We start from the raw sequence: 19,180 nt of genomic DNA on the forward strand, positions 1-19,180 counted from the left end.
TAGCCAGAAGGCTACCCTCAATTTCACTGACACGAGAATACGCATAGCCTATGAAGCCCATTTTTAGCCGTGGCCCGTCGCTGCAGATTCGCCTTATTCTGGCGGTGCTGGTGGCGCTGGGTGTCATTATCGCCGACAGCCGCCTGGGTATGTTCAGTCAAATCCGAACATACATGGATACTGCCGTCAGTCCTTTCTACTTTGTTTCTAATGGTCCTCGTGAACTGCTCGATAGCGTCTCGCAAACGCTGGCTTCACGCGATCAGCTCGAACTCGAAAACCGTGCACTGCGTCAGGAACTGCTGCTGAAAAACAGCGACCTGCTGATGCTGGGTCAGTACAAGCAAGAAAATGCCCGTTTACGTGAGCTGTTAGGTTCACCGCTACGCCAGGACGAACAGAAAATGGTGACGCAGGTGATCTCAACGGTAAACGATCCCTACAGCGACCAGGTGGTTATCGACAAAGGCAGCGTGAACGGCGTTTACGAAGGCCAGCCGGTGATCAGCGATAAAGGCGTTGTGGGTCAGGTTGTGGCCGTCGCCAAACTCACCAGCCGTGTGCTGCTGATTTGCGATGCTACCCATGCGCTGCCCATTCAGGTGCTGCGTAACGATATCCGTGTGATTGCCGCCGGTAACGGTTGTACCGACGATCTCCAACTGGAACATCTGCCTGCCAACACCGATATTCGTGTGGGCGACGTGCTGGTGACATCGGGCCTGGGCGGGCGTTTCCCGGAAGGCTACCCGGTTGGCGTTGTTTCGTCGGTTAAGCTGGATACGCAGCGTGCGTACACGGTGATTCAGGCGCGTCCAACCGCAGGCCTGCAGCGTCTGCGTTATCTGCTGCTGCTGTGGGGTGCCGATCGTAACGGCACTAACCCGATGACCCCGGAAGAGGTGCATCGCGTGGCGAATGAACGCCTGATGCAGATGATGCCTCAGGTGCTGCCGTCGCCAGAAACCATGGGGCCGCAGCTTCCCGCTCCGGCAACGGGGTTAACCACGCCGCCTGCGGGTACGCCGCCACCGCAACCCTCCGCAGGGGGGCAATAGTGGCAAGTTACCGTAGCCAGGGACGCTGGGTAATCTGGCTCTCGTTTCTTATCGCACTGTTGCTACAAGTTATGCCCTGGCCGGACGACCTCACGGTTTTCCGGCCAAACTGGGTGCTGCTCATTCTGTTGTACTGGTCACTGGCGCTGCCGCATCGGGTGAATGTTGGCACGGGGTTCGTGATGGGTGCCATACTGGATCTGATCAGTGGCTCAACGCTTGGCGTGCGCGCGCTGTCGTTGAGCATTGTGGCGTATCTGGTGGCGCTGAAATATCAGCTGTTCCGTAACCTCGCGCTCTGGCAGCAGGCGCTGGTGGTTATGTTGCTCTCGCTTGCCACGGATATTATTGTTTTCTGGGCAGAGTTTTTAGTGATCAACGTCTCTTTCCGCCCTGAAGTGTTCTGGAGTAGTGTAGTAAACGGCGTGCTCTGGCCGTGGATATTTCTTTTGATGCGTAAAGTTCGTCAGCAATTTGCCGTTCAATAAGGTCGTTATGGTATCTCTCTATCTTGCTTCAGGTTCTCCACGTCGTCAGGAACTGCTCACTCAGTTAGGGGTGACCTTTGAGAAAGTGGTTCCGGGTATTGAAGAAGTGCGCCGTCCTCATGAGGATGCACAGCACTACGTGGCGCGACTGGCGCGCGAGAAAGCGCAGGCGGGTGTCGCCTTAGCGAGCGAAGATCTCCCGGTTCTGGGAGCAGATACCATTGTTATCCTCAACGGTGAAGTGCTGGAGAAACCGCGCGATGAAGCACATGCGGCAGCGATGCTGCGTAAGCTTTCGGGGAATACCCATCAGGTGATGACTGCTGTTGCGCTGGCCGATAGCCAGCAAACGCTCGACTGTCTGGTGGTCACTGAGGTGACCTTCCGGACGCTCTCTGATGACGATATCGCAGCGTATGTTGCGAGCGGAGAACCTTTAGATAAAGCAGGTGCATACGGTATTCAAGGGCTGGGTGGCTGTTTCGTCAGGAAGATAAATGGCAGCTATCACGCCGTAGTCGGCTTACCGCTGGTGGAAACGTATGAGTTGCTGAGTAACTTTAACTCGCTACGTGAAAAAAGGGATACACATGACGGCTGAACTATTAGTGAACGTGACGCCATCGGAGACGCGGGTGGCGTACATCGATGGCGGCATTTTGCAGGAAATTCATATTGAGCGTGAAGCGCGACGCGGAATAGTAGGCAATATCTACAAAGGTCGTGTTAGTCGTGTCTTACCGGGTATGCAGGCGGCTTTTGTAGATATTGGTCTCGATAAGGCGGCGTTCCTTCACGCCTCCGATATCATGCCGCATACCGAATGCGTGGCGGGTGAAGAGCAAAAGCAGTTCACGGTCCGCGATATTTCTGAACTGGTGCGTCAGGGACAGGATCTGATGGTGCAGGTGGTGAAAGATCCGCTGGGAACCAAAGGCGCGCGTCTGACCACCGACATCACCTTACCTTCTCGCTACCTGGTCTTTATGCCTGGCGCTTCTCACGTCGGCGTGTCACAGCGTATTGAAAGTGAAGCCGAACGCGACCGCTTAAAGAAAGTGGTGGCCGATTACTGCGATGAACAGGGCGGATTTATCATTCGTACCGCCGCGGAAGGGGTGTGCGAGGAGGATTTAGCCTCCGATGCCGCCTACCTTAAGCGCGTGTGGACGAAAGTGATGGAGCGTAAAAAACGTCCACAGACCCGCTACCAGATGTATGGCGAGCTTGCGCTGGCACAGCGTGTGCTCCGTGACTTTGCTGACGCTCAGCTGGATAAAATTCGCGTTGATTCCCGTTTGACCTACGAAGCGTTAATGGAATTCACGGCTGAATATATGCCTGAAATGACCAGTAAGCTTGAGCACTACAGCGGTCGCCAGCCTATCTTCGATCTCTTCGATGTTGAAAATGAAATCCAGCGTGCGCTGGAGCGTAAAGTGGAACTTAAGTCAGGCGGCTATCTGGTTATCGACCAGACCGAAGCGATGACCACCGTGGACATCAATACCGGGGCCTTTGTCGGCCACCGTAATCTCGATGACACTATTTTCAACACCAATATTGAAGCCACTCAGGCGATTGCGCGTCAGCTGCGTCTGCGTAATCTTGGCGGCATTATCATCATCGACTTTATCGATATGAATAATGAAGATCACCGTCGCCGGGTGCTGCACTCGTTGGAACAGGCGCTGAGTAAAGACAGGGTCAAAACCAGCGTGAACGGGTTCTCGCCGCTGGGGCTGGTGGAAATGACTCGTAAGCGCACTCGTGAAAGCGTCGAGCACGTGCTGTGCACCGAATGCCCAACCTGCCATGGTCGCGGCACGGTGAAAACCGTTGAAACGGTATGCTATGAAATCATGCGTGAAATTGTGCGCGTTCATCACGCCTACGACTCCGATCGCTTCCTGGTCTATGCTTCTCCTTCGGTGGCGGAAACGCTGAAGGGTGAAGAATCCCACGCGCTGGCGGAAGTGGAGATCTTTGTGGGTAAGCAGGTCAAAGTTCAAATCGAACCGCTCTATAACCCGGAGCAGTTTGATGTGGTCATGATGTAATAACGCAGCCTGCTGCGACCCAAGGAGAGATGCGTGAGGCGATTGCCGGGGATTTTACTGCTCACCGTTGCCACACTGGTTGTCGTTGTCGCGCTGCTGGTGAGCGGCCTGCGTCTGGCACTGCCGCATCTGGATAAATGGCGTCCGGCGCTGCTGGGTAAAATTGAAACGGCGACCGGGCTGCCGGTCTCCGCCTCACAAATCCAGGCCAGCTGGCAGAACTTTGGCCCGACCCTCGATGTTCGTGATATCAAAGCCGGGTTGAATGACGGCGGCGAACTCTCCATCAAACGCGCCTCGATGGCGCTGGACGTCTGGCAAAGCCTGTTGCACATGCGTTGGCAGTTCCGCGAGCTGACATTCTGGCAGCTGCAAATTCACACCAATACGCCGTTGCAGAAAAACGACAGCGACGATGGCCTGAAGGGCGATCGCATCGGCGATCTCTTCCTACGCCAGTTCGACCACTTCACCTTACGCGACAGTCACCTCAGTTTCCTGACCCTCTCCGGCCAGCGTGCCGAACTGGCGGTGCCGCAGCTCACATGGGTGAATGACAAAAACCGTCACCGTGCCGAAGGTGAGCTGAGCCTTTCCAGCCTCACCGGACAGCACGGGGTGATGAAAGTGCGCATGGACTTGCGCGATGAAAACGGCCTGCTCAATAAAGGGCGGCTCTGGTTGCAGGCTGATGATATCGATGTGAAGCCGTGGCTTGGGCGGTGGATGCAGGACAACATCGCGCTGACCAGCGCGCGCTTTAGTCTTGAAGGCTGGGTGTCGCTGGATAAAGGTGAAGTGGCCAACGGCGACGTGTGGCTGAAAAAGGGCGGCGCCAGCTGGCAGGGCGACCAGCAAACGCATCAGCTCTCGGTGGACAACCTCACCGCGCATCTTTCTCGGGAAAAAGAGGGCTGGGAATTCCGCATTCCCGATACCCGCATCACCATTGATGATACGCCATGGCCGCGCGGCGCGCTGGCGCTGGCATGGATCCCGGCTCAGGAAGTCGGCGGGCCAGACGCTAAGCGCAGCGATGAACTGCGTATACGTGCCAGCCATCTGTCGCTCGCCGGGTTAAACGGCCTGCTGCCAATCGCCGAGAAGCTCTCGCCGGAAGTGGCTGATATCTGGCGTACGGCTCAGCCGAGCGGCATGGTTGATGCCCTGGCGATGGATATTCCTCTCCAGGAAACCAGCAAAACGCGCTTTAACGCGAGCTGGGACAATCTGGCCTGGAAGCAGTGGAAGCTGCTGCCGGGGGCTGAACATGTTTCCGGCAGCATATCGGGCAGCGTCGAGAACGGCGCGCTGCACGTCGCCATGCAAAAAGCGCTGATGCCTTACGAGCATGTTTTCCGCGCGCCGCTGGAGATTGCCAACGGCACGGCTACGCTGAACTGGGTGAACAACGACAAAGGTTTGATGCTGGACGGGCGCAATATCGACGTGCAGGCGACCGGCGTTCGTGCCGCCGGCGGCTTCCGCTATCTTCAGCCAAAAGACGATCAGCCCTGGCTGGGCATTCTCGCCGGGATCAGTACCGATGATGGCGGCCAGGCGTGGCGCTACTTCCCGGAAAACCTGATGGGTAAGAAGCTGGTTGATTACCTGAGCGGCGCAATCAAAGCCGGCAAGGCGGAAAACGCCACGCTGGTGTATGGCGGGAACCCGCACCTGTTCCCTTATAAGCACAACGAAGGCCAGTTCCAGGTCTACGTTCCACTGCACGATGCGACCTTTGCCTTCCAGCCAGACTGGCCAGCGCTGACCAATCTTGATATTGAGCTGAACTTTATTAACGAAGGCCTGTGGATGAAGGCGGACAAAGCGACGCTCGGCGGCGTGACCGCCAGCAATCTTGAGGCGGCCATTCCGGATTACGAAAAAGAGAAGCTGCTGATTGACGCCGATATCAACGGCCCGGGCAAGGCGGTTGGTCCGTATTTCCAGGAAACGCCTCTGCACGACTCGCTGGCGGCGGCCCTTGAAGAGTTGCAGATTGACGGTGATGTGAGTGCACGCTTACATCTCGATATCCCGCTCGACGGCGAACAGGTCACCGCGAAAGGCAACGTAGCACTGAATAACAACAGCCTGTTTATCAAACCGTTGGATAGCACGCTGCATAACCTGAAAGGCAAATTCAGCTTTGAAAACGGCAACCTGACCAGTGAACCGCTGACGGCAACCTGGTTTAATCAGCCGCTGAACATCGATTTCACCACCACCGAAGGGGCGAAAGCGTATAAGGTTGGCGTGAATATGCAGGCCGACTGGCAGCCCGTTAAAATGGGCGTGCTGCCGAAACAACTCAACGATGCGTTGAAAGGCAGCGTGCCGTGGAAAGGCAATGTCGCGATTGAGCTGCCGTATCACGGTAGCGCCACCTATAAAGTCGGTATCACAGGCGATCTGCAGAATGTGAGTAGTAACTTACCTTCGCCAGCCAACAAAACGGCGGGTCAGGCGCTGCCGCTTAAAATTGACGTCGACGGCAATCTGCGCAGTTTCGACCTGACTGGCAACGTCGGTCAGAGTAACCACATTAACAGCCGCTGGCTGCTGGGTAATAAGCTGGCGCTCCAGAGCGCCATCTGGACCTCGGACAGCCGCACGATACCGCCGCTGCCGCAGGCGCCGGGAGTTGAACTGAATTTACCGCCGATGGATGGCGCGCAGTGGCTGGCCCTGTTCCAGCACGGCGCGGCGGATAGCGTGAGCTCCGCTGCCTCGTTCCCGGAAAGCGTCACGCTGCGCACGCCGTCGCTGGCCTTTGCTGGCCAGCAGTGGAACAACCTGAGTCTGGTCTCAAAACCGACGGCTGACGGAACGCGCGTGGAAGCGCAGGGCCGCGAAATTAACGCCAGCCTGACGATGAAGAACAACTCGCCGTGGCAGGCCGCGGTGCGCTATCTCTACTACAACCCGTCGTCGAACCCGCTGGCGCAGACAGCCAGCAGCGGAAGCGTGAACGCCACCGCCAGCAGCAGCGCTATCGACTTCCATGGTTGGCCCGATCTCCAGCTGCGCTGCGCTGAGTGCTGGCTATGGGGGCAGAAATACGGGCGAATCGACGGTGATTTCAGCGTCAAAGGCGATACGCTCTCGCTGGCAAATGGCCTGGTGGATACTGGTTTTGGTCGCTTGACCGCCGAGGGCGTGTGGGTGAATGCGGCCTCTGGCCAGCGAACCTCGCTGAAGGGCAAAATTCACGGTAACAACGTTGATGATGCGGTGGCCTTCTTCGGCGTTTCCACGCCAATTCGCGACGCGTCCGTTGATGTAGACTACGATTTACATTGGCGTGATAAACCATGGCAGCCGGATGTCGCTTCGCTGAACGGTATTCTCAAATCGCGCGTCAGCAAAGGGCAGTTTACCGATATTTCTACCGGCCACGCCGGGCAGTTGCTGCGCCTGCTGAGCGTCGATGCGTTGTTGCGTAAGCTGCGCTTTGACTTTAGTGACACCTTCAGTGACGGGTTCTACTTTGACTCCATCCGCAGCACCGCGTGGATTAAGGACGGGGTGCTGAATACTGATGATACGCTGGTGGATGGCCTGGAGGCGGATATCGCCATGAAAGGCTCGGTTGACCTGGTGCGCCGCGAGTTGAATATGGAAGCGATTGTCGCGCCGGAAATCTCGGCGACGGTCGGCGTGGCGACGGCTTTCGCGGTGAACCCGATTATCGGCGCGGCGGTGTTTGCCGCGACCAAGGTACTGGGGCCATTGTGGAACAAGGTCTCGATCCTGCGTTATCGCATCACCGGCCCGATCGACAAGCCACAAATTAACGAAGTGCTGCGCCAGGCGCGTAGCAATAAATAGCCGTGATTTGACGCAAGCCCTGAATTGCCTCAATCTCATACGACAAACACCCGGAATACAGGCCCGCTATGCTTAAGGCACGCGGGCATTAGTGAGTAACGAAATAATGAGTCTAAACCTGGTAAGTGAACAATTGCTGGCGGCGAATGGCCTGAATCATCAGGACCTGTTTGCCATTCTTGGTCAACTCACGGAGCGCCGTCTGGACTATGGCGATCTCTATTTTCAGTCCAGCTATCACGAATCCTGGGTTTTAGAAGACCGTATCATTAAAGACGGTTCTTACAACATCGACCAGGGCGTCGGCGTGCGTGCGGTCAGCGGTGAGAAAACTGGCTTTGCCTACGCCGACCAGATTAGCCTGCTGGCGCTGGAGCAGAGCGCGCAGGCGGCACGTACCATCGTGCGCGATGCGGGTGACGGTAAAGTACAAACCCTGGGAGCGGTTGAACACCCGGCGCTGTACACCTCGCTGGATCCGCTACAAAGCATGACGCGCGAAGAGAAACTGGATATTCTGCGCCGCGTCGACAGCGTCGCGCGTGCCGCAGACTCGCGGGTGCAGGAAGTTACCGCCAGCCTGACCGGCGTGTATGAGCTGATTCTGGTGGCGGCAACCGACGGTACGCTGGCGGCGGATGTGCGTCCGCTGGTGCGTCTGTCGGTCAGCGTGCAGGTGGAACAAGACGGTAAACGCGAACGCGGCGCCAGCGGCGGCGGCGGTCGTTTTGGCTATGACTATTTCCTGGCTGACCTCGACGGTGAAGTCCGCGCCGACGCGTGGGCGAAAGAAGCCGTGCGCATGGCGCTGGTCAATCTGTCGGCAGTCGCTGCGCCGGCGGGTACGCTGCCGGTGGTGCTTGGCGCGGGCTGGCCGGGCGTGCTGCTGCACGAAGCGGTGGGCCATGGTCTGGAAGGCGACTTCAACCGTCGCGGCACTTCGGTCTTTAGCGGGCAGATGGGCCAACTGGTGGCGTCTGAGCTGTGTACGATTGTGGATGACGGTACGATCGGCGATCGTCGCGGTTCCGTGGCGATTGACGATGAAGGCGTGCCGGGTCAGTACAACGTCCTGATAGAGAACGGCATTCTGAAAGGTTACATGCAGGACAAACTCAACGCGCGCCTGATGGGCGTGGCGCCAACCGGTAACGGGCGTCGTGAATCTTATGCGCATCTGCCGATGCCGCGTATGACCAACACCTACATGCTGGCGGGCAAATCCACGCCGCAGGAAATTATTGAATCCGTGGAGTACGGCCTGTATGCGCCTAACTTCGGCGGTGGCCAGGTGGATATCACCTCCGGGAAATTCGTCTTCTCAACGTCGGAAGCCTACCTGATTGAAAACGGTAAGGTGACTAAGCCGGTGAAAGGGGCCACGCTGATTGGTTCCGGTATCGAAACCATGCAGCAGGTGTCGATGGTCGGTAACGATCTGAAGCTGGATAACGGCGTAGGCGTTTGTGGTAAAGAAGGTCAGAGCCTGCCGGTTGGCGTTGGCCAGCCGACGCTGAAGGTGGATAACCTGACCGTTGGCGGCACCGCCTGACCTGAAAAGTGATATGCGTGAATGGCGCGACTCCCGGAGTCGCGCCATTTTTTTTAGCGAATATGATCCAGCGGAATCTCGGGGTCCGGCTCATGAGTAATACGGTTACGTAAATCACGACGAATGATTTCAATAGACCAGAACCAGATCAGGTGCCCGACGATTTCGGAGACGTGCTCGTACCAGGGAAGTTCAAAAAGCGGCGGTGTTAATCCCATCAATGGGAATGAGATCATATGGACGAAAAGTTGGGCTAAGGCCCCTGCAAGCAGACCCTGCCAGAGTTTAATTTTCGGGAAGACTTCCGCGACTACGCAATAGCCAACAGCGAAGACGATAGAGAAAATAATATGTGTGACGCCAACCCAGTTAAATATATGACCGGCAAATGTATATACCACCGCGTTAGGGTCGGCAACACCTAACCAATCGCGTAGAAATACATAGGGTGGGTTCAGAAAATTACGCGAACAGTCAATTTGACCGGCCGCTCTGATCAATTGTTCCGGCCCGCATGCGCTGCTAAATAAATCAGTAGGGCTACGTGGAGGCAGCGGAACTTCTGCACCCCATTTGACGAAGGCCGAGACAATCCCAGCGATTAAACCAATGAACGCGGCGAGTCCATAGCGCCGGCGTGAAGGCGGCGTCATTTCAAATAGATTCATAGATGGCCCTTGTCTAAAGTAATCCTGAATATTGCATGCTTATTATTTATATCTGCAACTAATATAATAGTCTCAATTTCAGATATAAATAATAAGATAGGTGACGCTCGGCGGTAGTGTCAATTCGCTAATCTTGATAGTCCAAAGGTGGATATTTTAGATTAGCGATAACGATGTGGTGAAGATATTCAGATAAAGTATATCTATAGTCTTTTTTAAGGTTTAAAGACATATCCCTGCACTACTCTTTCCTTCTTCCGCGCATTCCCTGAAATAATTCCGCCACTTCAACAAAATACTCGGTCAGGTAGTTGATGCAGACTTGCACTTTTAGCGGCAGTTTGTCTTTCTCGGTATACAGGGCATACACCGGACGGGGATCGGACTGATAGCGTGGGAAGAGAATTTCCACGTCCCCGCGGTTGATCTCCTCGATCACCCACATCAGGGGCACGTAGGCCAGCCCGGCGCCTGCCGAAAGCCAGCGGGTGAGCGTCATGGGATCGTTGGTAACAAAACGTCCTTCGGGAATGAGGCGCGTGGAAATGCCTTCCGGGGCGATCAACTCGAATTCGTTATCCGGGCGTACACTGTACTCCAGCCACGAGTGATTGGCGAGGTCGGCGGGTTTCTCCGGCACTCCCGCCTGTTGCAGGTAGCTTTTCGCGGCGCATACCACCATCGGCATCGCGCCTAACCGACGTGAAAAGAGGCTGGAATCTTGTAAGGATCCGACGCGAATGACCACGTCCAGCCCGTCGGCAATCAGGTCTGGCGCGGGAATGCCGGTGACCAGATTGACCGTTAACTCGGGATACTTTTTCAACATATCGGCGGTGATCCGTGCGAGAACATTTTGTGCCATAGTTGAAGAGCAGCCGATACGCAGCGTTCCAATCGGCGTGTTATTAAACGCGTAAAGCTGTTCGTGAACATCCTGGACTTCGTGCAGCATGCGGCGGCAGCCCTGGTAGTAAATTTTACCGGCTTCGGTTAAACCAATGCTCCGCGTACTGCGATTAAGCAGTTTGACCTGGAGCTCATCTTCCAGTTTAGAGACAGTCTGGCTGATGGAAGAGACGCTCATTTGTAGCTGTCGTGCCGCGGCGGTAAAGGAGCCATGCTCGACAACCTTGGCAAACACCGACATCCGTTTTAATCGTTCCATTGTTCACTCTGGCTTAAAAGTGATTTGCATCACACTATGTAGATAAGGCTATAACAGTTACGTTAATATACTGTTAGTTGCATAACTAAAGTTTCAATCTCACCTGCACGCTAGTCTAGTAAGGTCAACATGAGCCTGTTTCCTGTCATCGTGATTTTCGGTCTCTCTTTTCCACCGATCTTCTTTGAGCTGCTGTTGTCGCTCGCCATTTTTTGGGTGGTGCATCGAGTGCTGGTGCCAACCGGGATCTACGATTTTGTCTGGCATCCCGCGTTGTTCAACACGGCACTGTATTGCTGCCTGTTTTATCTGATATCACGTTTGTTCGTTTGAGGTAGATGTGAAAACACTAACAAGAAATATCTCCCGTACCGCGATTACGGTGATACTGGTTATCCTGGCGTTCATCGCTATTTTCCGCGCCTGGGTCTATTACACCGAATCCCCCTGGACTCGCGATGCGCGCTTTAGCGCGGACGTCGTGGCTATCGCTCCCGACGTGTCGGGCCTCATTACCGGTGTACAGGTCAAGGATAACCAACTGGTTACCAAAAATCAGGTTCTGTTTGTGATTGATCAGCCGCGCTACCAGAAGGCGCTGGCCGAAGCAGAAGCCGATGTCTCCTACTACCAGGCGCTGGCTGAAGAGAAAAGCCGTGAAGCCGGGCGTCGTAACAAGCTGGGCATCAATGCGATGTCGCGTGAAGAGATCGATCAGTCTAACAACGTGCTGCAAACCGTTTTGCATCAGTTAGCGAAGGCGCAGGCAACCCGCGATCTCGCGCGTCTTGATCTTGAGCGTACCGTAATTCGCGCGCCAGCAGACGGCTGGATAACCAACCTGAACGTCTATGCCGGTGAGTTTATTACCCGAGGTTCCACGGCGGTGGCGCTGGTTAAACAGCACTCCTTCTACGTGATGGCCTATCTGGAAGAGACCAAGCTGGAGCGCGTGCGCCCTGGCTACCGTGCGGAAATTACGCCGCTGGGCAGTAACCGTGTGTTAAAAGGAACCGTTGACAGCATGGCGGCGGGCGTCACTAACGCCAGCAGCAGCGTCGACAGTAAAGGGATGGCGACCGTTGATTCCAACCTGGAATGGGTACGCCTGGCCCAGCGCGTGCCGGTCCGTATTCATCTTGATGACGAACCGGGTAACCTGTGGCCAGCGGGCACGACCGCTACGGTGGTGATCACCGGTGAAAAAGATCGCGATGCCAGCCAGATGACGTTCTTCCAGAAACTGGCGCTGCGCCTGCGTGAATTCGGTTAATCGCCATGGGCATCTTCAGTATTGCCAACCAGCACATCCGCTTTGCCATCAAACTGGCCTGCGCGGTGGTGCTGGCGCTGTTTGTCGGCTTTCACTTTCAGCTTGAAACTCCGCGCTGGGCGGTGCTGACCGCCGCGCTGGTAGCCGCCGGTCCGGCCTTTGCTGCGGGGGGCGAACCTTACGCGGGGGCGATTCGTTACCGCGGGATGCTGCGTATTGTCGGCACCTTTATCGGCTGTATCGCCGCGCTGGTGATCATTATCACCATGATCCGCGCGCCGCTGCTGATGCTGCTGGTGTGCAGCATTTGGGCCGGTTTCTGCACCTGGATCTCGTCGCTGGTGCGCGTCGAGAACTCCTACGCCTGGGGGCTTTCCGGCTATACGGCGCTGATTATCGTTATTACCATTCAGGCCGAACCGCTGTTAACGCCGCAGTTCGCAGTAGAGCGCTGTAGCGAGATCGTGATCGGTATCGTCTGCGCGATCGTCGCCGATCTGCTGTTCTCTCCGCGTTCGATCAAAAAAGAGATCGATAACGAATTGGATTCGATGCTCATCGATCAATACCGCCTGATGCAGCTGTGCATTAAGCACGGTGACAGCGATGAGATGGATCGCGCCTGGCTTGCGCTGGTGCGCCGCGCTACCGCGTTGGAAGGTATGCGTAGCAACCTGAATATGGAGTCATCACGCTGGACGCGCGCTAACCGTCGCCTGAAAGCGCTAAATACTGTCTCACTGACGATGATCACCCAGGCCGTTGAAACGTTTATCATGCAGAATTCGCGCCCGGAGCTGGTGACAGACGCTTACCGCGAGCTGTTTGAGGAGCCGGTCGAGACGGTGCAGGATGTACATCGTCAGCTTAAGCGCATGCGTCGCGTACTGGCGTGGACCGGCGAACACGATACGCCGGTCACCATCTACAGTTGGGTCGGTGCGGCCACGCGCTATCTCCTGCTCAGACGTGGTGTGGTTGGCAACGCCAAAATCAGCGCCCGCGAAGAAGAAATTCTGCAAAGCGAAGTGGTGGTGAGGCCGGAATCCGCCGAACGTCATCATGCGATGGTCAACTTCTGGCGTACCACGGTTTCCTGCGCGCTGGGTATTTTATTCTGGCTATGGACCGGCTGGACCTCAGGTAGCGGGGCGATGGTGATGATCGCCGTGGTGACCTCGCTGGCGATGCGTCTTCCCAATCCGCGCATGGTTGCGATCGACTTCCTTTACGGGACGATTGCCGCTTTGCCGATCGGCGCGCTCTATTTCCTGGTGATCATGCCCGCCACCCAGCAAAGTATGTTCCTGCTGTGCCTGAGCCTGGCGGTGATGTGCTTCTTTATCGGCATTGAGGTGCAGAAACGGCGGCTGGGCTCGCTTGGCGCGCTGGCCAGTACCATCAACATTTTGGTGCTGGATAACCCGATGACTTTCCACTTCAGCCAGTTTCTCGACAGTGCGCTGGGGCAGATTGTCGGTTGCTTTATGGCGCTGATCGTCATTCTGCTTATTCGCGATAACTCGCGCTTGCGCACTGGCCGTGTGTTGCTGAACCAGTTTGTGTTTGCCGCCGTTTCGGCGATGACCACCAATATGGCGCGGCGCAAAGAGAACCATCTGCCGGCGTTGTATCAGCAGCTCTTTTTACTGCTGAACAAGTTTCCCGGCGATGTCGCCAAGTTCCGCCTGGCACTGACGCTTATCATTGCGCACCAACGCCTGCGCGATGCGCCGATTCCAGTCAATGACGATCTGTCGGCTTTCCACCGCCAGTTGCGCCGCACCGCCGATAAGGTGATTTCGGCCAGCAGCGACGATAAACGCCATTACTACTTCTCGCGGTTGCTGGATGAATTGAGCGTTTACCAGAATAAGCTTCGCGTCTGGGAAGCGCCCGAGCAGGTGACGCAGCCGGTTGAACGGCTGGTGGCGATGCTGCATAAGTATCAGAGCGCTTTAACCATCAATTAGTCAACTTCCCGGGCCGAATAGACCCGGGAAATTTACCACCACGCGGCCTCGTGTGCCCCCAGCGGCATCGCTGGCTGCGAGAAGCGCATCGGTGTATGCGCCAACGACAGCGCGCTATTGAAGTAACGCAGTTCGCCAAACGGCCCCTGTTCCACTGCCATCGCGCTCGCGATGGCTTGAGCATCCGGTGGCGGTACGTGACGCCACTCAGCCAGGCTTCCCAGCTCCTGTAACCATGTTGCCGTTCGACACAGCGATACATCCACCTGCCATGCGCCGCCTTCGTGACGTTGACGCTCCAGCGCCATCAACACGCCGAGTGTCGCCAGGTAGCCGCTCAAATAGTCGTTGGGATAGGTTGGCCCCAGCTGCGGCTGGCCTCCTTCGCCCTGCGCCACCGCCATTCCCGTCACCGTTTGAGCCAGTTGTTCAAACCCTGGACGGTCTTTCCATGGCCCCCGATGTCCGTAGCAGTTGAGGTTCACGGTGATAATGTGCGGATTGTTGCGCGCCAGTTCCTCATTGCTGAGCCCATAGCGGGCGAGCGCGCCTGGGCGATAGCTCTGCACAAACACGTCGCCATCGCGCACCAGCTGCGCCGCTCGCCTTGCCCCATCGGCGCTGGACAGTTCGAGGTAGGCGTTGCGTTTACCGTGATTGGTATCGACGTCAAACGGCAGAATACGTGGGCGATAGGGAGATGAGATATGCAGCACGTCAGCGCCCATTTGCGCCAGCCCGCGGGTGGCAGTCGGCCCGGCAATCACATGCGTGAAGTCCAGCACCCGCAGCGACTGGAGAACTCGCTCATTGCCGTACTGGCGAGGTTTAGGGGGGCTGTCGGTCAGACGCGTGAAGCGGATTAGCGGCTCCTGGCTGACCGCCTGCCCCTGAGGATGCGCCAGCCATTCATCATGACTGCGGGCGATTGCCGCGCACAGCCCGGCGCGGGCTATCGTCTCTTCGAGCGCCTCGGCGTTCCAATTTGCGACCGCCTGCGCCACTCTGGCGCGGTTATTCGGCACATCAAGGATATCGAGAATGCCGTCACGCAGCCGCGGGTAGCCGCCGTGCAGGAAAATCCAGCGGTTGTCCTGGGTCAGATAGAAATCGGTAGTGGGATAGTCGGGATCGTTGTACTGCCAGTTATACCCGTTCTGTTGCTGAAAGGTCACCGCGTGGGTCGATGCGGCGGCACAGTGGGCGTTAACGTGAATGTCCTGCTGAGTACCTCTCAGCAGATCCAGCATAATCCCCTGCAGCGCCAGTATTGATGCGGCGGCGTCACCGATGGCAAACGGCGTGGGATAAATTGGCCCACAACCGCTTAACGTCACCTTATTCGTAGCGAAATGCGCCAAACCGAGTTCCTGGCGCAGCTTATTGAAAACAGGATATTCACTCATCACAGCACGCTTCCCCGTCATTAATGCGACTTTCGTTATTCTGGCAACTATTGCCGTAAAAGCGATAGCTATACTTAACTGGAAACACTTTTCAGGAGGGTGTAATGACCACGCAAGCGCTACAGGACAATGACCTTTTTCAAACAGGCTATCTGGTCAATGGCGAATGGCGCCATCTCGACGCCACCTTTGACGTGCTGAACCCAGCAACGGGCGAGGTGGTAGCAAAGGTAGCGAAGGCCGGAAAGCATGAGACCGAACAGGCGATTGCTGCCGCGGCAAAAGCGTTCCCACAGTGGCGGGCAAAAACGGCAAAAGCGCGCTCGGAGCTGCTTTATCGCTGGTATCAGCTGATGATTGAAAATAAAAGCTGGCTGGCGCGTCTGATGACCATTGAACAAGGCAAACCGCTGAAAGAGGCGGAAGGGGAAGTGGATTACGCGGCGAGCTTTATCCAGTGGTTTGCCGAACAGGGCAAGCGGGCAAATGGGGAGATCATTCCCCCGGCGAAACCCGGCTCGCGCATTCTGGCGACGCGTGAACCGATTGGCGTGGTGGCGGCGATTACGCCGTGGAACTTTCCGATGGCGATGCTGACCCGTAAGCTCGGTCCGGCGCTGGCCGCGGGCTGTACCGGGGTGATTAAACCTGCCAACAACACGCCGCTTTGCGCGTTCGCGCTGCTGGCGCTGGCGAAAAAAGCCGGGATCCCTGACGGGGTGCTGAACGCGGTGGCGGGGAACACGGCGGAAATCAGCGACGCCATAATGGCGAGCCACGACGTGCGTAAGATCTCCTTCACCGGCTCGACGGCGGTGGGGAAAACGTTGGTGCGTAACGCTGCGGAAACCATGAAGAAAGTCTCGATGGAGCTGGGGGGCAATGCGCCCTATATCGTCTTTGAGGATGCGGATATCGACGCGGCGGTACAGGGGGCGGTAGCCAATAAATTCCGCAACGCCGGGCAGGTGTGCGTCAGCGTGAACCGTTTCTATATTCACGATAGCGTCTATGACCGTTTCACCAGCCAGCTTGCCGCCGCCGTGAAAGCGCTGAAAGTCGGCAACGGTCTGGATGATGGCGTGGTCGTTGGCCCGCTGATTGAAGCGGCGGCAGTGAAAAAAGTGCGTGAGCACGTAGAAGACGCCGTCTCGAAGGGGGCGAAGGTGCTGGCTGGCGGTCAGCCTCATGAGCTGGGCGGCAACTTCTGGCAGCCGACGGTGCTGGGCGACTGTCAGGAACAGATGCTGCTGGCGCAGGAAGAGACGTTTGGCCCGCTGGCGGCGTGCTTCCGCTTCCGCGATGAGGATGATGTTATTCACCGGGCGAATGATACGCCCTACGGCCTGGCCGCCTATTTCTATACGCAAAACCTGTCTCGCGTGTTCCGTGTCTCGCAGGCGTTAGAAAGCGGGATGATCGGTATTAACGAGTGTGCAGTGTCAACTGAGCTGGGGCCATTCGGCGGCGTTAAGGAGTCCGGGCTGGGGCGTGAAGGCTCGGTGCTGGGGCTGGAAGAGTACCTTGAGGTAAAAACGCTGCACATTGGGGGACTTTAGTTTGCAGGATGGGAGAGGGCGTGAGATGAAAATCTATACTTTTGATTTTGACGAGATAGAGGATCAGGGCGATTTTTATCGGGAGTTCGCTCAACTCTTTGCCCTCGATCGTGAGTCGATTCGCGATTTGGACGCACTTTGGGATGCGGTCACCGGCCCACAAATGCCGTTACCGCTGGAGATTGAGTTTATCCATCTCGACGACAAGCAGCGTCGTCGCTATGGCGCGCTGATTCTGCTGTTTGATGAAGCGGAAGAAGAGCTGGAAGGGATGCTGCGGTTCAACGTGCAACGAGCATAAAAAAGCCCTCGCATAAGGGCGAGGGCAAGTCGTCGGACAAGACGACGAGGGTTTATTTGTACAGCTCAGCCGTAGCGTGCCAATGGTCGCCGGTACGGGCTTCAATAATGCGGTAGCTGCTGGCGCCTTGTTTTTCGGCTTTAGCGGCTAATGCGCTGCGCATATCCATCGGATCGCTACCGATCTGAGAAACAGAAACGGTGCCGACGGATTGCAGATTCTGTGCCTGCTCCGCGTTAACCTGTTGCACTGCGGCACTTGCGCCGAAGGACAGAACGGATGCCAGACCAAGGGATGCGATGATCATTGCGCTTTTCATAATGTTTTACTCCTCACCATATTCTTCATTCTTCAGCGGTGAGAGGATGTTGTTTCTGATTCCTGGGACCGCTGGGTATTAAACTTTTCTACACTGCCGACGTGCTGCCTGACGCGAACTTATTTGTACAGTTCAGCCGTTGCGTGCCAATGAGCGCCGGTACGCGCTTCAATGATGCGATAGGATGATGCACCTTGTTCTTCCGCTTTTTTGTTCAGCATTTCGTGCATATCCATCGGAGATGAACCGACGGAACCGATGGAAACGGTGCCGATTGACTGACGGCTTTGTGCTTGATCGCTGCTGATAGAGTCAGCGGCAAACGCACCGAAAGAGATAACGGAAAGGATGCTCAGAGCGGCAACAGTTGTTTTGATTTTCATGATACTCACCTCGTCGAATTTTTTTGGAAGGTCTTTGTTTTGTGACCCTCATCACGAAATTAAGTATACACTAATCACATAAAATATTAATACCCAGCTAATGGTTTCGCGTGTAATTAGATGTCAAAAATCGTCATTTTTAGAACAGATACGTATAAAAAAAGAGACATTTTGGTAAAGTTAAGTGTTAATAGTGAGCAAAATCAAATAGATATTAGAATTTGATTTTTTGTGCGCTTATGAACGGATATATTCACTGGATCTATGATTGTGGGCAGAAAATCGCACTTAATGTTAACGAGACGGGAGTGAAACGTAGGGGAATTTGCAGTTAAAGCAGCTCCTCTGGTGGACCAGAGGAGAAAGGAAGAGGGATTACAGCTCCTGCTCGAACAGAACCTGGATGGCCTCGTAGAGATCTTTAACGGTGAACCCGCGTGCCGGCGTGGTGAAAATCGTGTCGTCACCGGCAATACTGCCGAGAATGCCTTCCGCTTTGCCCAGAGAGTCAAGCAGGCGAGCGATCAGCTGTGCAGCGCCGGGGCTGGTATGGATAACCACGACCGCATCGTTGTAATCAATATCCAGCACCAGATTCTTCAGCGGGCTGGTGGTTGTCGGCACGCCCAGCTCGGCCGGCAGGCAGTAAACCATTTCCATTTTAGCGTTGCGGGTACGCACGGCGCCAAACTTGGTCAGCATACGAGAAACTTTGGACTGGTTAATATTATCGAAACCTTCTTCCTGCAAGGCCTGAACAATTTCGCCCTGAGAGCTAAATTTTTCTTCCTTCAGTAATGCTTTAAAGGCTTTAACTAATTCTTCTTGTTTAGTTGAACTTCGCATAAGTCACCCGAGTATGGTGGTGAAATTAACATTATTATGCATATAGGTGAATTTTTATGCAAAATAATTTGCTCCAGAGGCTAAGCCAAATAGAGAAAGGGCGGATTTTATCAAAAATTAGACCTAAGAAACATGCCTATATCACGGGATCCAAATAAGTTAAAAGTAAATGAAATGTTATTAAATTGCTGTTGTTTTACGCAACATGCTGAGTATATTGTAATCGATAGTTGATGAAAATTTGGTTTCGTAGAAAGGCCTTTTTCTGGGAGTAGTGCGGATGCTGTTGAAT

Annotated in this window: 17 protein-coding genes; 11 read left to right on the forward strand and 6 right to left on the reverse strand. The window is 55.5% G+C overall.

From position 1 onward, the window contains the following. Nucleotides 1–50 precede the first annotated feature (50 nt). The 6 genes from mreC to tldD all read left to right on the forward strand — a co-directional run bounded on the left by mreC (nt 51) and on the right by tldD (nt 8,992). Nucleotides 51–1,058 (forward strand): rod shape-determining protein MreC, encoded by a 1,008-nt coding sequence (gene mreC, locus GY169_RS02775; protein WP_163446532.1) that lies wholly within the window; start codon nt 51–53, stop codon nt 1,056–1,058. Continuing rightward, entirely contained in the window at nt 1,058–1,546 is a 489-nt protein-coding gene (gene mreD, locus GY169_RS02780; protein ID WP_064541739.1) for a rod shape-determining protein MreD, read from the forward strand. Before mreC ends, mreD begins: the two co-directional genes overlap by 1 nt. Before the next feature lie 7 nt (nt 1,547–1,553). Beyond that, nucleotides 1,554–2,147, forward strand: coding sequence for a Maf family protein (locus tag GY169_RS02785; RefSeq protein ID WP_167574937.1), 594 nt, complete (start codon nt 1,554–1,556; stop codon nt 2,145–2,147). Further along, nucleotides 2,137–3,606: a ribonuclease G gene (gene rng / locus GY169_RS02790; protein ID WP_064541745.1), complete on the forward strand. Its 1,470-nt coding sequence runs from the start codon at nt 2,137–2,139 to the stop codon at nt 3,604–3,606. Before GY169_RS02785 ends, rng begins: the two co-directional genes overlap by 11 nt. A gap of 33 nt (nt 3,607–3,639) precedes the next feature. After that, complete coding sequence (gene yhdP / locus GY169_RS02795; protein WP_167574938.1) at nt 3,640–7,440, forward strand: AsmA2 domain-containing protein YhdP; 3,801 nt, start codon at nt 3,640–3,642, stop codon at nt 7,438–7,440. A gap of 106 nt (nt 7,441–7,546) precedes the next feature. Then, nucleotides 7,547–8,992, forward strand: a complete 1,446-nt coding sequence (tldD, locus tag GY169_RS02800) for a metalloprotease TldD (protein WP_163446529.1) — start codon at nt 7,547–7,549, stop codon at nt 8,990–8,992. Between the two features lie 53 nt (nt 8,993–9,045). Here the strand turns inward: tldD and GY169_RS02805 are convergent, their stop codons facing one another. Together GY169_RS02805 and aaeR are read right to left on the reverse strand one after the other, a co-directional pair. Continuing rightward, complete coding sequence (locus tag GY169_RS02805; RefSeq protein ID WP_163446528.1) at nt 9,046–9,660, reverse strand: YagU family protein; 615 nt, start codon at nt 9,658–9,660, stop codon at nt 9,046–9,048. Between the two features lie 241 nt (nt 9,661–9,901). Further along, nucleotides 9,902–10,828 carry an HTH-type transcriptional activator AaeR gene (aaeR, locus tag GY169_RS02810; protein WP_167574939.1) on the reverse strand — a complete coding sequence of 309 codons (927 nt, stop codon included), beginning with the start codon at nt 10,826–10,828 and terminating at the stop codon, nt 9,902–9,904. Between the two features lie 129 nt (nt 10,829–10,957). Here aaeR and aaeX point away from each other — a divergent pair, with 129 nt between their 5' ends. From aaeX to aaeB, 3 genes are read left to right on the forward strand one after another with little or no spacing between them, the layout of a single operon-like run. After that, nucleotides 10,958–11,161 carry a p-hydroxybenzoic acid efflux pump operon protein AaeX gene (gene aaeX, locus GY169_RS02815; protein WP_064541762.1) on the forward strand — a complete coding sequence of 68 codons (204 nt, stop codon included), beginning with the start codon at nt 10,958–10,960 and terminating at the stop codon, nt 11,159–11,161. Between the two features lie 7 nt (nt 11,162–11,168). Further along, on the forward strand, nt 11,169–12,101 hold the full coding sequence (gene aaeA, locus GY169_RS02820) for a p-hydroxybenzoic acid efflux pump subunit AaeA (protein WP_163446526.1): 933 nt from the start codon (nt 11,169–11,171) through the stop codon (nt 12,099–12,101). Nucleotides 12,102–12,106: 5 nt separating this feature from the next. Next, a complete protein-coding gene (gene aaeB / locus GY169_RS02825) occupies nt 12,107–14,074 on the forward strand; it encodes a p-hydroxybenzoic acid efflux pump subunit AaeB (protein WP_163446525.1) in 1,968 nt (655 codons plus the stop codon). 32 nt (nt 14,075–14,106) lie between these two features. On the opposite strand, the gene GY169_RS02830 is transcribed toward aaeB, so the two are convergent. After that, complete coding sequence (locus GY169_RS02830; RefSeq protein ID WP_167574940.1) at nt 14,107–15,435, reverse strand: CoA transferase; 1,329 nt, start codon at nt 15,433–15,435, stop codon at nt 14,107–14,109. Nucleotides 15,436–15,584: 149 nt separating this feature from the next. Between GY169_RS02830 and GY169_RS02835 the strand changes: the two genes are divergently transcribed. After that, nucleotides 15,585–17,039 carry an NAD-dependent succinate-semialdehyde dehydrogenase gene (locus tag GY169_RS02835; RefSeq protein WP_167574941.1) on the forward strand — a complete coding sequence of 485 codons (1,455 nt, stop codon included), beginning with the start codon at nt 15,585–15,587 and terminating at the stop codon, nt 17,037–17,039. Between the two features lie 25 nt (nt 17,040–17,064). After that, on the forward strand, nt 17,065–17,340 hold the full coding sequence (locus GY169_RS02840; RefSeq protein ID WP_167574942.1) for a barstar family protein: 276 nt from the start codon (nt 17,065–17,067) through the stop codon (nt 17,338–17,340). Between the two features lie 52 nt (nt 17,341–17,392). Here the strand turns inward: GY169_RS02840 and yhcN-B are convergent, their stop codons facing one another. The 3 genes from yhcN-B to argR form a co-directional block, all read right to left on the reverse strand. Beyond that, nucleotides 17,393–17,659 carry a DUF1471 family stress response protein YhcN-B gene (yhcN-B, locus tag GY169_RS02845; protein WP_064541780.1) on the reverse strand — a complete coding sequence of 89 codons (267 nt, stop codon included), beginning with the start codon at nt 17,657–17,659 and terminating at the stop codon, nt 17,393–17,395. 119 nt (nt 17,660–17,778) lie between these two features. Beyond that, complete coding sequence (gene yhcN / locus GY169_RS02850; protein ID WP_065356166.1) at nt 17,779–18,042, reverse strand: peroxide/acid stress response protein YhcN; 264 nt, start codon at nt 18,040–18,042, stop codon at nt 17,779–17,781. Nucleotides 18,043–18,417: 375 nt separating this feature from the next. Next, nucleotides 18,418–18,888, reverse strand: coding sequence for a transcriptional regulator ArgR (gene argR / locus GY169_RS02855; RefSeq protein WP_035891195.1), 471 nt, complete (start codon nt 18,886–18,888; stop codon nt 18,418–18,420). Nucleotides 18,889–19,180: the final 292 nt, after the last annotated feature.

This window comes from Kluyvera genomosp. 3 (assembly GCF_011765685.1).
In the GTDB taxonomy this organism is placed as follows: domain Bacteria; phylum Pseudomonadota; class Gammaproteobacteria; order Enterobacterales; family Enterobacteriaceae; genus Kluyvera; species Kluyvera georgiana_A.